Below are 15,480 nucleotides of genomic sequence, written 5' to 3'. Positions count from 1 at the left end.
GAGGTATTGGCTTGTTCCTCTCGCTTGCGCATCGCGTACTGGTAAAACTCTTCGTTCCAGCCGCAGAGATAGCCATAGCGCCAAAGTGCCGAGCGGAACGTATCATAGGCGGCAGAGAAACTGACTCGGGTTGGCCTGGCTCGCTCAACCGATGGAGGGCGCAGCTTCGAGCCCCCACGTATGATCACGGAAGCGGAGGAGATTGTGGTGGCCGGGGCTACACTCGACGGTGGCCTGCTCAAGAGAATGCTATTCGAGATTGGCTTATCCCGCTTGGCATCGATACCAATCATGGCTATGCAAAAACCGTCGTCGCCAACTCTGAAGTGACGAAAAAGCGAGAAGCGTTGCAAAAACGGCTTGAGAACGTGCAGCGGTGGACAGATGGAGCTCGCAAGCGTATGCACAACGCGAGTAAGCTGTACCGGAAACGTTGTCAACAGACGAAAGAACGAGCCGACATGCTCTATCGCGTCCTTAACGAGCATCAAATGGAGATGGAGCAGCAAGGCGTCGAGCACTGGCTTCGGCACAAAACGATCAAAGAGGAGAAGGCTGGGGCTGATGCCGAAATTGAGGAGTACCAGCAGCGCCAGTGGAAAGCCTATCACACCAGCAACAAGGAGTTTGCGAAGTGCGAGAAGTACTGTAGAGAACAACGTGAGTTACTCCGAGCACTTGAGGATCTAGAACGACAGGAGCGGGAAATGTACGAACTGGACGTGCGACCCGTTCAGTCTAAACTCGCTGCATAAGCGGGAGGACGACTGGCAAGGTGATGAACTTTGACAACTGATCATCCGATGTGAGGCGCAATTCCTCACCCGCGAGGTGAACGCGGAACAGCAAGGCCCCGTGGTAGCGACTGGTCATCAATCCACGAAGCGGGCATCAAAGAAGCAACTGTGAGTCTGACGACGGTGAACTTCTGAGCCAGGCTCCTATGGCTAAGGAAACTGAATGTACGGCTGAACCATCGTAACGTACAACAAGTCAAACAGACTGAAAGACTTGCCCAAAAGGGAACAGGATAAGGCTAGCAGTATCCAAATGACTAGCAAACGTGATGTGGTTGTCGAGACCGCATCATCTCACCCAACACTATCCTCGGTGGATAGTACAAGCCTAACGGAGCGCAAAACGGATGATCGGAACGGGATAACCCTCAAAACCGCTCTCATTGATGGTCGATACAATGAGCAGGCGACCAGGCCGCATGCGCTTGAGGGAAGGATTGCCGAAAAAGCGAATGCTAGGGGTAATGCCCTAGATAGGCTAACGTCGGCACAATGATCTGGAAGAAAGAGGCACAAGTAGTATGACAGATACGAAGGCACCTAGGGTGAAGCGGAAAATGCCACTTGACCCTGAGAGTGAGAGTTGGCACAAGCTGCCCTGGCGCAAGTTTGAGCGGCATGTGTATAGGATACAAAAGCGCATCTTTCGAGCCGAACAACGTGGCAACGTGAGAGCAGTCCACAAACTCCAAAAACTCTTGATGAAATCCAGAGCAGCGCGAATGATAGCTGTCCGGCGGGTGACGCAGGAGAATCAGGGCAAGAAAACCGCAGGGATAGACGGAATCAAATCTGTCCACCCCAAACAACGGTTGGAAATGGCTGATCTCTTGCACCCGAAACGAATAAGACACAGGAAGCCCCAACCGGTCAGACGAATATACATTCCAAAGCCGGGAAAAACGGAAAAAAGGCCGTTAGGCATACCTGTCATGCTCGACCGCGCCCACCAGCATCTAGTAAAACAAGCACTAGAGCCAGAATGGGAAGCAAAATTCGAGCCGAACAGCTATGGATTTCGCCCTGGACGCTCGTGTCATGATGCCATCGGAGCCATCTATATGCAGATCAACAAAAAGGCAAAATATGTCTTAGATGCGGATCTGAAGGGGTGCTTCGATAACATCAACCATGAGGCACTGCTTCAAAAACTGAAAACCTACCCGGCGCTCAAACGGGTGATCCGGGCGTGGTTGAAGGCTGGCTATGCTGATAACGGGGTGTTTGAAGAAACACCGAGCGGCACACCGCAAGGGGGAGTCGTTTCACCGTTATTAGCAAATATCGCACTTCACGGGATGGAAATAGCTCTAACAGAAGCATATAGACCCAAAGAAGGGAAACCAAACTTTGTCCGATATGCCGATGATTTTGTGGTTTTTCATCCAACGGAAGAAGGGATATTCAAGGCTAAAGTAGTGCTAGAAGCATGGATCAAGGACATGGGATTAGAAATGAAGCCCAGTAAAACCAGGATTACACATACGCTCCAAGAATATCAAGGAACGATAGGATTTGATTTCCTGGGATGGACTGTGAGGCAATTCCCGGTTGGGAAAACGCACTCAGGAAAACTCCATCAGCGTCCACTGGGGTTCAAGACCATCATCAAACCGAGTAAAGAAGCAGAGAAACGCCATATAGCGGAATTGGGAGAAATCATTCGGAAAAACCGCCATGTATCCCAAGAACAACTTATCAACAAGTTGAACCCGGTGATACGTGGATGGACAAATTATCACAAGACCGTGGTAGCCGCCAAAACCTTCCAGCGATGCAGGAGAAATCTGTTTCAGCAACTCCAAGAATGGGGGAGACGACGACACCCCAACAAAGGGAAACGATGGATAGCCAGGAAATATTGGCATGTTGAGGATGGCGCAGGATGGATTTTCAAAGACGAAAAAGCCACCTTATGGAGCCATGATCTCACGCATATCCAACGCCATACCAAAGTAAGAGGGACGGCAAGCCCATACAATGGAGACTTACTCTACTGGAGTCAAAGACTGAGCAAACACCCAATGCTGAGCAGCACCAAAGGCAAACTCCTCCAAAAACAAGAAGGAAAATGCCGATGGTGTGGACTCCTCTTTCAAGATGGAGATCTGATAGAAATCGATCACATTACCCCCAAAAAGGAAGGAGGTGGAGAAGAATTGAGCAATAAATTCGCACTCCATCGACATTGCCATGATGTAAGACACGCAAAACGTGTTGCCGGTGCTTATGACAAAAGCCAAATCATTGAGGAGCCGGATGCGTTGAAAGGCGCAAGTCCGGTTTTGAAGACGAGCGGGAGGGGCGATCCTCCTGCTTAGTTTAACAACCACAAAGATCAAGTGATGACGATCTTCAAGGTGGCTCTCGCGAATTTGGGTATATGGGTGCGTGATCACTATTTTCCAGTCGAGTACGCTCATGCAACTTGGCACCGCTTGCAGCCTTTTTTTCAGTTGCCGGGGCGCATCTTCTGGGGACGGGAGCGAGTTGAGGTCGTACTCAAGCGATTTAACGACCGCGCACTCAACCGAGATTTGGAAACGCTGTGTGCAAAGGTTGCTCAAGGACAGCCAAACTTACCAGATGGACGCCATCTGGTCTTTCGCCTGCAAGATTCAGGCATTCTACATCTAGATGCGCAAGAAAAGGAAGTGGCGTGAGATCCTGATAAGGAGGCACCCAATGGTTCAAACCCAGGCGTTCCTGCATATCTAGTCCACATAGACGCAAGATCTCGTGGGCAGACTCGACATTGACTGGTGAGAGTTGCTGATAGCGTAATTCCATAGTGCAGAACGGTGCAAAGTGGATGGTGGCCTACGAGGGACAACTCAACCTAAGACAAGCATACCGTATTTTGAGAGAAAAGACAATCCTGTGAAGCATATGTTGGCTCATGGACTCGTTTGGTGAGAAGAAATGGAACCAGATCGGCCTGGGAACAGCGAAGGGCTATGCTGAATCCTCTCCATGCTCTCGAAGGTGTGCAAGGGCTTGGTGCGCTCTTGCATACGCAATCCGTATCACCAAACGAGTCTAAGAGCTACAATATGCTACACAATACAGAATCGCTGCCAAAAGATGCTTCACAACATCATATTGCCTGATTGCTCTCGATCGGCCTGGGAGCGTGAAACAGTGCCAGGATATACTTCACAGGCACTGCCAACATGGGGGTAAAATGAGGTAGGGCTAGGATCACTGCAAAAATCTATCACAAGGCAATCTTGTGATAGATTTTTGCAGTGATCCTAGCCCTACCTCATTTGCGGGTAAAAACCTTGAAAACAGGAAGAAGACACGGTACTCTAAGAGTAGCCTATCCTGTTGTAGAAGGTGAAGGAGTACCTTTTGACTATGAGCCAAAATTCATCTACCAACCCTGAAGATCTCGCAAAAAGTATTGATCAGCTTGAGGTTCTCATCCAGCAACAAGTGGTGAGCCAAAATCAGAGTACCCTGCAGAATATACGCACCTTTGAAAATCTTTCCGAGCAATTAACGAAGCTTGCAGAGGTTTCCGAAGATCAGATGGACCTCTTAAAAGAGCAGCTTGCTTACCAGCAACAGAGTGCAACCGTGTTGAGCAATATGACTAGCCAGCAAGTCAGCGCCCAACAAGAGAATACACAAGTTTTGAAGGAACTCCTCAAGCAATCGAAATCCCCTCTCTCTCAAGCTGTTGCAAACATTGCCGGTGTTAATCCTGGTAACATTCAGGAAGTTGCCGCATCTCAACTTGCCATCATTAATAGCTACTATCAAAGTGGGCTGGAACAATCAAGACAGAGCCTTCGTTGGTCTCTGGTCTGGTGTGGTATTGGCTTTGGCTTTTTTCTGACGGCCGTTGGTATTGTCCTCTTTCAGAAATCTCTTGAAATTTCTATTATCAGCGTTATCAGCGGTGCCATCATAGAGGTTTCAGCATCAACCTATCTCCTGCTCCATAGGCGAGCCTCTGATCAACTCTCGACTTTTCGTTCTAGCCTAGAAAGCACCCAATGGATTCTTCTTGCGAATAGTATGTGTGAAAATTTAGAAGGCGAGATTAAACAGAACACGCGCTCTGAAATTATTCGCGTGATTGTCAATGGTGCCATCCATAAACAGTCTCCAACCCCACCGTCAGAAGACAAGAAATCCCTCTAGAGAGCCGGTCAAGTAATGCCATTTCAAGGTCTGAGCATTCTTTTAAGAGCAGCTTTATTTGACGGGCCGATTTTTCTTTTTCTGCCTTGGGATCAAACCCTCCACTTTTTCGTGGTCAAACCCATGTCTTCGCCCCCCCCAAAAAAAAATTGGTTCTTCGGCTCAACTGGTTTACAGCATTGTGACGAGAGAGTAGCAGCTTCGGCCCAGCTGGTTGAAAGATGCCCTTCTGAGGAGGTAGAGAGAAGAGGAAACACCGGCCTCACTGGTTGAAAAAGGCCCTTGAGTATGAATGGACCGGATTACAACGTTAGCGTTGTAATCCGGTCCATTCATACTCAAGGGCCCTGTCCTGGCTGCGCCAGCAGTCCACAGAACGGCGGATTGGTCAGGTTGTGCGCGAATCGATGCAGCAAGCCTCGTTTCGTCGTCTCCTCCTGCTGAGCGGCATCTGGGGATGTTACCTCGTGGGAGCAATCTGCGGAAGCGCTCTCGAGCAGCGCATGGCCCTGACCGCTCTGGTCTTCCCCCTATGCGTTCTCGCCGTACTGATTGTCATTGACGTGTTTTGACCTTTCGAAGACTGACGTAAAGCACCCGCTTTCCTAAGGTTCGGCGGGCTCTTCGCGCTTCCAGAGCTTTTGTGAGGGAATGCGCAGGGCCCGGTTAAATTTGCTTGAGGCATTTTCCCAGGCAATGATCTCCGTCAATTCGACCAGTTCATTATCGTTATAGAACTCACGCAGGCGGGTGAAGAATTCATCGCTGACCTCGCGCCCGGTGATCGTCATCCTATCGGCGTACTCCAGCGTTACACGCTCGACCTCGCTATAGAGCGGACTGGTCGCGTAATCGGCCAGCGCGAGAATCTTCTCATCAGAGATACCCAGACTACTGCCCACGGCAGCATTGATATCCTGTCAGAACTCGCACCCGTTGAGCGAGGCCACACGCCGGTTGACCAGTGCCTGCAACTTTTCATCAATCAACCCTGAAGTCGCGATACCCGTCCACATCGCCCGCGCCCCACGAAAGATCGAGGGCCGTCGTGCATATACCAGGTGGTTGAGCAGCGGCGCTCCCCATGTCTTTTCCTGGGCCTCCAGGACTTTGCGCGTATACGCATCTACCTCTTCGGGATTTACCCCGTCGATTCGTGCCATGATCTGGGCTTCCTTCCTTGCTATATGCATCTCCCCTTCATATGATTAGAGAAGCGAAGCGCGAATATAAATCTAGCATCATTCTATGCTACGCGGCGAAGGGAAGCCAGAAAAGAGCCAATGTTACCAATATAACGTCATCGCGTCTTCTCGCGCTCCCACTCAAGCCACGTATCTACGACGCCTGGGAGATCTGCTATCCCAAGGAGTGGTTTTCCGCGTGATGAACGGGCTACGCCAAGCTTCCAGGCGACTATGCGCAAATCACCGATAATGCTGAATGCTGCAACGGCTTGTTCGTCATGTCGGTTGAAAGGCCGAACTCTTCGGTAGCCGTCCAGCCATGCTTCAAAATAGGCCCTTGAGTATGAATGGACCGGATTACGGCTCTGACACAGTTTTGGGGATAAGCTGATCAATATTTTGGCCAATTCTCTCACCCGCTGGTTCTTTCTTTTACTTTCATCTCTTCCATATAGACAACCCCTGGAGTCTCATTTATACTACTGCAAAGGTAATGGTCCATTTGTGAGATTAGCCAGACCTCATGACTGATAGCAAATCGTCTCCATGTGAGGAGACTGAAAGTAACTTCTCAGTGGTCGTGTCTCGAAAAAGTGTGCAAAGTTGCAGAGGTTATCTCTCCGTGTGAGGAGACTGAAAGTGCATGGGGAGCCGGTCGGCCTCGTACTGCATCGAAAGGTTACAGAGGGGATCACTCCGCTGAGGAGACTAAAAGTGCATGGGGACGAGCGGCAACACGGTGGGGCTTGGAGTGTTACAGGGGGGCTCTCCGCTGAGGAGACTGAAAGTTGAGGCATATGAAGGTCGTGTGTGCCTCAGTGACGGTTACAGAGGGAATCACTCCGCTGAGAAGACTAAAAGGTCAATGAGACCGCGCGGGCGCCACAGGCCTGAGCCAGCAGTTACAGAGGGAATCTTTCCACAGAGGAGACTGAAAGTACTGGAAGGACGCGCAACTCTACGCAGGCGCGACGAAGTTACAGAGGGAATCACTCCGCTGAGGAGACTGAAAGTGGATGAAGTAGATTCCCTGCTCAGTCTGACCTGACGTTACAGAGGGAATCACTCCGCCGAGGAGACTGAAAGTCACCGAGTGATGCGCAGTTGCAAAATGAGGTGTTCAGAGTTACGGAGGGGATCTCTCCGCTGAGGAGACTGAAAGTAATGGAAGTCAGTCTAACCGGAGGCCAGTGTCATAGCTACGGAGGGAGTCTCTCCACAGAGGAGACTGAGAGATCCAGAACGGGGAAACCGCCTGCCACGTGGTGGTGTTATAGAGGAAATCTTTCCACAGAGGAGACTGAAAGTACTGGAAGGACGCCCAGTTATACGCGGGCGGCACGCGGTTACAGTGAGCTTTGCTTTGTAGATGAGACTGAAAGCTTCCTGGAGATCCGGTCATTATCTGGTGCAACTCTGACTCACAGAGGCCTGTGCTCCGCGGAGGGGACTGAAAGGATAACCACGCGCTCCCAGAGAGGATATGTATCATGTTGCCGAGGGAATCACTCCGCCGAGGAGACTGAAAGAAAAGAATATAGATGTAGTAGATTTTGGAGGTGTATTTTGGCACAGGTTGATTTTGGTTTGATGTTGCGTCCGACCAATCCTGGGGACTCTTTTCAGAATTTGATGCAGTATAACCGGCAGTGCGTCGAGGCGCTCTCTCCCGCCTTTACGACGCTCTGGCTGGAGGATCATCTTGAGGTGGGGGCAAACGATCACCTGGAGGCCTTGACGACGCTGACGTACCTGGCAGCGCAGTACCAGCGCTTCAAGGTTGGTACGCTGGTCCTCTCCCAATCCTACCGCAATCCCGCCCTGCTGGCGAAGATGGCGGCCAATATTCAGGCCTTGACCGGTGGGCGCCTGATCCTGGGTGTGGGCGCCGGTTGGAAGGAGGATGAATACCGGGCGTATGGGTATCCCTTTCCCTCCGTCAAGGAGCGCATGAGCCAGCTGGAGGATACGGTAAATATCCTGCGTGCGCTCTGGCAGTCACAGCCCGCCAGCTTCGAGGGCGCATTCTATCAAATACAGGATGCCTATTGCGCGCCCCGGCCTGAGCCGTCCATTCCTATTCTGATTGGGGGTGGTGGGGAGCAGCGCACGCTGGCAATTGTGGCGCGCCACGCGGACTGGTGGAACTTCAACTCCTGCCCAGTCGAGGAATATGCGCGTAAGCTGGCGATCCTGCGCCAGCATTGCGAGCGCATCGGACGTAATCCCGACGAGATTAAGCTAACCTACCTGGGTACGCTGAGCGCTTCCGCTGATCCTGCCCAGGTGCAGCGCCACCCGCAGAAGCACTACATCGCCGGCAACGCGAGCGAGGTGCGCCAGGAACTGGAGCAATTCCAGGCCATCGGCGTCACGCATTTTATCTTCCGCATTCCCAACCTCCAGACCCTACACTACTTCAACGAGCAGGTCGCACCCCATTTTCAGTAATTCAGTAAAGGAGAATGACTTGGGAGGCCCTGACTGCCGCAGGCAGTCAGGGCCTCCCAAGTCATTCTCCTTTACTGAAAATAATGCCCAAAAAGGCCTTCTCAGCCCGTTTATAATGTGATTTTATGAGAAGCTGAACTTTTCATATTGTTACTTCTCGTTCGCGTTGGTTCTACTACTTTTATCAGGGGATGTAATGGCAACGCAGCAAGCATATGTCATCATTGGCAATGGAATCGCGGGCGCGACCGCCGCGGAGGTCATACGCGCGGAAGATAGGGCCGCAGAGATTACTGTGGTTGCGGAGGAGCCGACTCCCGTCTTCTACCGCCCCGCGCTTAAGGACTACCTGGGCGGCAAAATTCGTGAGGAGAAGCTCTGGGCGCGCCCCATCAGTTTCTATCCCGATCGTCACATTCGTTTTGTGACCGACCGCGTTATGGCTATCAGGCCAGGAGAGCACACCCTGGCGCTACGCAGTGGGGCGACGCTTGCCTACTCGCGCTTACTGCTGGCGCATGGCGCGCGTGCGACCTCACTGACCTGCCCTGGCGTCGACCTGGCGGGTGTCACGACGTTGCGCACTGTCGCCGACTACCAGCGCGTGCTGGTACGGCTGAATAACGCGCGCCGTATCGTGGTTGTGGGGAGCGGGACGCTGGCACTTGAATCTATCGAGACGCTGCGCCATCGTGGGTACGAGGTAACGCACCTCTTACGCCGACGCACCCTCTGGTCCGAGGTACTGGACCCCGTGGCTTCCGACCTGGTTCTACAGCAGGAGAGGCGTGAGGGCGTCGATGTGCGCACCGAGCAGGAGATCGCCGAGGTCTGTGGGCAAAATGGGCAGGTGACTGGTGTGATCACGACGACGGGGCAGCATATCCCCTGTGAGATCGTCTTGCTGGGCATTGGCATTGAACCAATCATCGACTTCGTGAAGAGCGCGGGCATCGCCTGTGGGCGTGGGGTCAAGGTCGATGGCGCGATGCGTACCAATGTGCCAGATATTTTTGCGGCAGGCGACCTGATTGAGACCGCTGATCCCATTACGGGCAAGGCGCGTGTGATTGGGCAGTGGTATCCCTCGGTGCAGCAGGCGCGTGCCGCCGCGTATAGCATGCTCGATCTGCTGGACACAGAACACCTCTTCCGCTTCGGCAACTTTTATAACGCCACCTTCCTCTATGGACTTGATTTCGCCTCGGTGGGCATCTCAACGGTTCCCAGGGGTGAGAAGAACTACCAGGAACTGGTCGCTGATCCCCAACCTCGCCATTATCAGAAGGTTATTTTAAAGCAAGGCGTCCCCGTGGGGATGGTGGCCCTGGGTGACCGTAGGAGTGTGCTGACCTATAAACGTGCTATCGATCACAGCGTGAATCTCTCCCCGGTCGTCTCACGCCTCTTCGCCCCTGATTTTCACCTGGGAGCCTGGTTGGATACGCAGGGGGTGCCGCCTCCGCTGCTTGGGGTCAATCGCGAGGGCGCGGTCGCCGTCCAGCGCATGGCTTACGCGACCGGGGTTGTGCCTGAAGTGAAGCCCGCCACTGACAAGCCTGGAACCGCGCCGACTCTGCGCGAGGCCCGGCTGGTGCCTGTGAATCCGCTATCAATCACACCTCCCCTAACCGATACCTATCTCAGTCAGACGCGGGTCGTTACCATTGGCCGGCTGGAGGGGTCGAGCCTGGTCATTAATCATAATACGATCTCACGTCGCCATGCGGAGATTAGCTACGCCAATGGGCAGTATGTGTTGCGCGATCTGGGAAGTAAGAATGGGACGCAGGTAAATGAGCAGCGGGTGGTGCCCAATAGCCTGACCGTAATTGCGCCAGAGAACCAGGTCCAGTTTGGCTCGGTGAAATTTGCTTTGAAACTGCAAACAGTTGACCCCGCTGAATCTGTCCTGCTCAATAAAGAGCAGAAGCAAGCCTTCTTTAATGCCACACCAGGCTCGGCCGCGAATATACTTACGTTCTCGTCCGCGATCGCAGGGGTGGGTGAGCAGACGGTGATTCACGCTCCTGTACCAGCCTTGTCCCAGGGACAGCCAGTGCTTGCCAGCGATGGTTCTCTCTCGTTGCCTGGTGTTGCTACCCCCCTTCCGGCTAATCTCCTGGCGCCTCTGCGCCAGGGGCCAGCCTTGGTATGTGTACTTAATGGCCATCCCCTGGTCTTTGCTCTGCCTCTAGAGAGGCAGGTCACCATTGGTCGGGAGCAAGGGAACGATATTACGCTCCAGGAGATGTCCATCTCACGCAAACACGCCGCCATTTTCCCTGGACCCGATGGCCTTAATGGTCTTAATAGTTTTTATATTCGCGACCTTCAGAGTGGCAATGGGGTGCGTGTGAATCATCACAAGATTACGTCGGTCTACCCTCTGACCCACGAGGCCGCAGTTGAACTGGGGAATGTGAGGGCTTATTTCCTGAACTATCAACAGCCACGCTCACCGCTGCCTGTTCGCGGTGGAGGAAAGGGAATACCCGTCATGCAAGCTGTAGCAGTGCCCGGTAGCGAGCCTGTACGCGCCGGGACAGCGGCGAAGACGGCGTATTGCCGCCAGTGTGGCGCGTCACTCGTGTCCCCTCAGGCGCGCTTCTGCCCCAGTTGCGGCTCACCACAATAAGAGAGTTGAGAGAAAGCCTATGCAGAAACCAACCGCCCTGCCCATGATTGGCGTGCAGCATCGCAGTCATCTCACTCCACTCACCGAGAATGAGGTGCGCTTTGAGATTGATATGTGTATCGGCTGCGACCGCTGTATGCGAGCATGCCCGCTCCCGCTCTCGTCGCAGGTCAATATCGCCGATCTCAACCTGGCCACGATCTCGGATGAGGTCGCGCCTCACGTGGCGCGTTTTACGCAGGAGTGCGTCATGTGTGGCTCGTGTGTGCCGGTCTGTCCGGTCAACAACCATCGTGATCTGCTTATGCTCTCGCTCAAACAGCGCCTGGGGATCTCCTGGGATCGTAACGTGGATATGAGCCTGGTGCTTGAGTATCTCCCCCAGGGGTGGACGCTCCCCTTGCTACTGAGCCGCCTGCGTGAGCAACCCATGTTTGGTGATTCGCAACTGGTGCCAGATAATTACCTCAAACACCTGTTGAGCAGTTCCAAACTCCTCTCACTGGTGCCTGATTCCATCCTCATTCAGGAGCGTACCTATGGTCGGGAGATGTACTTTATCCTTGATGGGCGCTTCATGACGAGCACACTTGGCCCTTTGGGACAGGAACTGCCCATAGCGGTGCTTGGGCGTGGCGAATTTGTGGGTGAGCGTGGAATGCTGACGGGCCAGCAGCGGACAGCCACCGTCAAGGCGCAGACCACGGCCATGGTGCTTGAGGTTCCCGAGCAGGTGATCCAGCGCATGATGGAGGTCGCGCCCTCGGTGCGCCACTACTTTGAGAACCTGCATAACACCCGCTCGATTGTCAGTATCCTCAAGCGTATGGCCCTCTTCCAGGGGGTTGCGGACCAGGATATGCACTGGTTGGCGAGTAAAGTGCGCTTTAGAAACTACGAGCGCGACGAAGTGCTTTTCGCCGATAGGGAGGAGGCACAACCGGCGCGTGAGGCGCTACATGTCATTCTGGACGGCTTTGTGAAGGTGGCGCGCATGTCCTCAGGTTCTCATCCTGGTCAGGGAAAAGAGCGCATCATTGCCTACCGCCAGAATGGCGACTATTTCGCCGGAGGCCTGGACATGCTCGGCGATGGGAAAGCGGTAACGGCGACTGCGATTAACCGTGTGCGGTTGGCGGAGATCCGGCGCGAAGATATGCTCGTGATTCTCTCGCGCTATCCCGAGGTCAACCAGCGCTTTATGCATCGCTTGCAGGAGTATCGGGTGATGGCGGACGCGGCCCAGACCTTCATCGGGCCGCGTGACCTCCTCTTGCGTGGGCAGACACAGGCCCTGGCCGAGGCGGAGGCCAGGGCTGGTTTGCGCGCCCTGGTCGGTGGCGGAGTCGTTGAGGGGACCGAAGTGCTGGTCATCGATCTGGATAAATGCGTCCACTGTGATAAGTGCGAGGAAGCGTGCGAGCGCAGGCATGGACACTCGCGCATGAACCGTCGTGGTATGGTCGTAGGCAATATCAGTGTGGCCACCGCCTGTCGTCACTGCCAGGACCCCGTCTGCCTGCTTTGTAGCCGCGCTGGTATTGCACGCCTGCCTAGCGGCGAGGTCTATATTACCGAGAGCTGTATCGGCTGTGGCATTTGTGCCGAGCGTTGCCCCTATGACAACATCTCCATTATCTCACTGAACGAGCAGGAGGCTGCTCCCTCTTCAACCTGGGAGCGCTTCACGCGCTTCTTCTCGAAAGGCGTTGGCAGAGAATATGGCAAGCGCCAGCTCCCTATGGCGCAGCAGTTCGCGATGCCTGGCCCCCTGACGCCCGCCGATGGCTCTGATGCCATTGCCGAAGTGCGCAAAAAACTGGCGATCAAGTGCGACCTCTGCGCGGGATATAGCAATCAGGCCTGTGTGCAAGCTTGCCCTACGGGCGCGGCCTTCCGCGTGCAACCGGGCCAGTTCTTTGGTTCCACCGAAGACATTCTCAATCTTACTACATCTCAGGAGCGTTAACCATGGCTGTTTCGACCAAGACGCCCGGCAAGAAGGCAGTGGCGCGCATCTGGCACACTCCGACGTCAAAGGCGGCTTTGTACTGGCTGCTCTTCGCCGCAGGCTATACCGCGCTCTTCTATATTCTCTACCTCTTGCTTCTACACGAGAAGGCGCGCTTCTTCAAAGGTCCCTTCTTCGACGTGGTGTTTCGCTGTGGCGTGATGTCCTATCTCATGATCCTGGGCGTCGCCGCGTACTCGCTACGGGCGCGTTTCTTTCATGGCCTGCCCTGGAAGGCGCAGAACTGGGTCTGGGCGCATATGTGGGTGGGGATCGCCTCCATTATGCTGGCCCTGCTCCATGCCGATTTCCGCTATATCCTGCACTTTGAGTGTAGCGGTGTGAGTTGCCTCACGGATAAATATCTGGCCCTGCCCTCGCTCTATGGCCTGATCTTTCTCGTGTTCAGTGGGATCGTCGGACGTCTGCTGGATAGCTGGCAGACAAAGATGATCGCCCAGGACGCGAGTACAAACGGTGTGGGTATCGCCAAGGCCATCCCGGCGCGCCTCTCCGAGCTGGAGTATATCATTGAGCGCCTAAACGCGGGGAAGTCGGATGCCTTTAAGCAGTACTGTGAGCGCGCCCTGGCGTGTGTCGGGCTGCTACCAACGGACCTTCCCACGCTTCCCGCGCAGGAGCAAGCGGATTTTCAGCGCGCTCACGCGGCCCTGGCGGAGCATGCGCGCCTCGCCGCCTCGCTCCAGGTGCAGACCCGGGCGCGCCTGATCTTCAAGACCTGGCGCCGTATCCACATGGTCCTGGTGCCGCTGATCCTGCTCGTCATCTCCTATCATGCCATTGCCGAGCTGATCCGCGTCCTGCTAGGCCTGATTCACACCCGCCCACTGTAGAGTAAGGTAGGTGGGTGTGGGTAAAAAACGGGAGGGGCAAAGCCCTTCCCGTTTTTTATCCACACCCACTTTACTTTGAGCGCCGCAGGCGCGAAATCAGCCGTTAACGACGAAGATGCTTATGCGGTTTGCACCTTGTGTCGGCGCGCCAGGCGCTGCTCCCAGCGATATTTAAGCCATTGATAGGCGGCAATGCCAATACCCAGCCAGAGCAGGCCAGCCAGGTAGCCACCCAGGACGTCAAAAAAGTGATGCTCGCCTGCCTCTATACGCGCGTAGCCAACGATAAGGACATAGATGACCATGAGTATCTGTAGAATGGGTAGTAGCCAGCGCAACGCCGAAGTGCGCGCAGGTCTGGTAAGCGTCAGGTAGAAGACAAAGCCCCACAAGGCAACATCGTGCATGACATGTCCAGAGGGGAAGCTATAGGCCTGGATCAGGCGATGCATACAGATGCCATCGGCGGGTGTAGCGCGTGGGCGACCCACCAGGATGGTTAATCCGCCCCAGACGACGCTGGCTGTCGCCACCGTTATCCACATGACCAGCGTCTCGATCCAGCCGCGAAAGAGCAGAAACACAATGCCGAGGATGCCGGGAATGATGACTGATGGAATTGGATCATTAAATGTATTGACGTAGTCAGAGGCAGTATCGATCCACGTGCGTGCGTTTGGCGAAAAGTGGCAGGGTATGGCATGGGGACCCTGAATAAAATCCGCCACATTTTTTTCAAGAGGCCAGAACGTTGGGTGAATAGAGACGAGAAACCCAAGAATTGCGAGTGAGATGAGTCCCACAAGCCATAAAGCAAGAGCCGGGCCGCTTACCAGGCCCCTCTTTGTTTCCTCCCCTGAATGTGATGCAGATTGTTCCATAGAACGTTCCTCCTTGATTGCTGTATGTTCTGCTATTGGATACGTTGTTCAGATAGCGTATAGATGCAGTAGGGCATGTCTTACACATTTGGCCCCTGAGCTTTTGCTGCTCCCTATAATGGAAAGGCAAGTATAGGCAAGCGTAGATCCATCTGGTAGAGCTTGAAGCAAAGATAGCGCTATATAACAAAGCACCGAAAACGAGGATTGCACCATGAGAAAGATGTTGTGTCTTTTCCTCATGAGCGCTGCGTTTGCGTTGCTCTTGATGGTTGGTATGGCAACACCTGCATCTGCCTCAACCTCAAGCGTGACCACAAGCACAGGAAGCGCAGCCGGAACAGCCTGGTGGCCGTATGGAGGGTATGGTAGCTGGTATAGAGGGCATGGCTATTCCCGACCCTTCTTCTATTATCGACCCTTCTACTACTATCACCCCTTCTACTACTATCACCATTATTACTATCCCTACTACTGGTAGTGTACGCGCACATGCAGCGTGAAGGGGC

At 53.9% G+C, this 15,480-nt stretch carries 12 protein-coding genes; 10 read left to right on the top strand and 2 right to left on the bottom strand.

All coding sequences use genetic code 11. The features are described from left to right. The first annotated feature begins 11 nt into the window (after positions 1–11). From KRAC_RS73450 to KRAC_RS73445, 5 genes are all read left to right on the top strand, one after another. Positions 12–755, top strand: coding sequence for a BAR domain-containing protein (locus KRAC_RS73450; protein ID WP_007923348.1), 744 nt, complete (start codon positions 12–14; stop codon positions 753–755). Positions 756–1,318: 563 nt separating this feature from the next. Next, positions 1,319–3,118, top strand: coding sequence for a group II intron reverse transcriptase/maturase (ltrA, locus tag KRAC_RS59035; RefSeq protein WP_007913605.1), 1,800 nt, complete (start codon positions 1,319–1,321; stop codon positions 3,116–3,118). A 24-nt stretch (positions 3,119–3,142) separates the two neighbouring features. Beyond that, entirely contained in the window at positions 3,143–3,460 is a 318-nt protein-coding gene (locus KRAC_RS59030; RefSeq protein ID WP_007923347.1) for a hypothetical protein, read from the top strand. Between the two features lie 697 nt (positions 3,461–4,157). Beyond that, on the top strand, positions 4,158–4,949 hold the full coding sequence (locus KRAC_RS59025) for a TRADD-N-associated membrane domain-containing protein (protein WP_007923346.1): 792 nt from the start codon (positions 4,158–4,160) through the stop codon (positions 4,947–4,949). A 395-nt stretch (positions 4,950–5,344) separates the two neighbouring features. Further along, positions 5,345–5,521: a hypothetical protein gene (locus tag KRAC_RS73445; RefSeq protein ID WP_157508365.1), complete on the top strand. Its 177-nt coding sequence runs from the start codon at positions 5,345–5,347 to the stop codon at positions 5,519–5,521. A 33-nt stretch (positions 5,522–5,554) separates the two neighbouring features. Here the strand turns inward: KRAC_RS73445 and KRAC_RS80780 are convergent, their stop codons facing one another. Further along, entirely contained in the window at positions 5,555–6,112 is a 558-nt protein-coding gene (locus tag KRAC_RS80780) for a YciW-related (seleno)protein (protein WP_476629974.1), read from the bottom strand. Positions 6,113–7,702: 1,590 nt separating this feature from the next. Between KRAC_RS80780 and KRAC_RS59010 the strand changes: the two genes are divergently transcribed. The 4 genes from KRAC_RS59010 to KRAC_RS58995 all read left to right on the top strand — a co-directional run bounded on the left by KRAC_RS59010 (position 7,703) and on the right by KRAC_RS58995 (position 14,090). Further along, positions 7,703–8,587 (top strand): TIGR03619 family F420-dependent LLM class oxidoreductase, encoded by an 885-nt coding sequence (locus KRAC_RS59010; protein WP_052569445.1) that lies wholly within the window; start codon positions 7,703–7,705, stop codon positions 8,585–8,587. Between the two features lie 196 nt (positions 8,588–8,783). Next, positions 8,784–11,225, top strand: coding sequence for an FAD-dependent oxidoreductase (locus tag KRAC_RS59005; RefSeq protein ID WP_007923338.1), 2,442 nt, complete (start codon positions 8,784–8,786; stop codon positions 11,223–11,225). 19 nt (positions 11,226–11,244) lie between these two features. Further along, positions 11,245–13,194 carry a cyclic nucleotide-binding domain-containing protein gene (locus tag KRAC_RS59000; protein WP_007923337.1) on the top strand — a complete coding sequence of 650 codons (1,950 nt, stop codon included), beginning with the start codon at positions 11,245–11,247 and terminating at the stop codon, positions 13,192–13,194. 2 nt (positions 13,195–13,196) lie between these two features. Then, on the top strand, positions 13,197–14,090 hold the full coding sequence (locus tag KRAC_RS58995) for a hypothetical protein (protein WP_007923336.1): 894 nt from the start codon (positions 13,197–13,199) through the stop codon (positions 14,088–14,090). A gap of 119 nt (positions 14,091–14,209) precedes the next feature. On the opposite strand, the gene KRAC_RS64825 is transcribed toward KRAC_RS58995, so the two are convergent. Further along, positions 14,210–14,971 (bottom strand): phosphatase PAP2 family protein, encoded by a 762-nt coding sequence (locus KRAC_RS64825; RefSeq protein WP_007923335.1) that lies wholly within the window; start codon positions 14,969–14,971, stop codon positions 14,210–14,212. 214 nt (positions 14,972–15,185) lie between these two features. Between KRAC_RS64825 and KRAC_RS58985 the strand changes: the two genes are divergently transcribed. Then, positions 15,186–15,452 (top strand): hypothetical protein, encoded by a 267-nt coding sequence (locus tag KRAC_RS58985; protein ID WP_007923334.1) that lies wholly within the window; start codon positions 15,186–15,188, stop codon positions 15,450–15,452. The last annotated feature ends 28 nt before the right edge of the window (positions 15,453–15,480 follow it).

The organism is Ktedonobacter racemifer DSM 44963, assembly GCF_000178855.1.
Classification (GTDB): domain Bacteria; phylum Chloroflexota; class Ktedonobacteria; order Ktedonobacterales; family Ktedonobacteraceae; genus Ktedonobacter; species Ktedonobacter racemifer.
This window is presented reverse-complemented; position numbering and strand designations above follow the sequence as displayed.

Coding starts and splice junctions, on each gene's coding strand:
- KRAC_RS59030 (WP_007923347.1), top strand. CDS start 3,143: ATGACGATCTTCAAGGTGGCTCTCGCGAATTTGGGTATATGGGTGCGT.
- KRAC_RS58995 (WP_007923336.1), top strand. CDS start 13,197: ATGGCTGTTTCGACCAAGACGCCCGGCAAGAAGGCAGTGGCGCGCATC.
- KRAC_RS59000 (WP_007923337.1), top strand. CDS start 11,245: ATGCAGAAACCAACCGCCCTGCCCATGATTGGCGTGCAGCATCGCAGT.
- KRAC_RS59005 (WP_007923338.1), top strand. CDS start 8,784: ATGGCAACGCAGCAAGCATATGTCATCATTGGCAATGGAATCGCGGGC.
- KRAC_RS64825 (WP_007923335.1), bottom strand. CDS start 14,971: ATGGAACAATCTGCATCACATTCAGGGGAGGAAACAAAGAGGGGCCTG.
- ltrA (WP_007913605.1), top strand. CDS start 1,319: ATGACAGATACGAAGGCACCTAGGGTGAAGCGGAAAATGCCACTTGAC.
- KRAC_RS58985 (WP_007923334.1), top strand. CDS start 15,186: ATGAGAAAGATGTTGTGTCTTTTCCTCATGAGCGCTGCGTTTGCGTTG.
- KRAC_RS59025 (WP_007923346.1), top strand. CDS start 4,158: ATGAGCCAAAATTCATCTACCAACCCTGAAGATCTCGCAAAAAGTATT.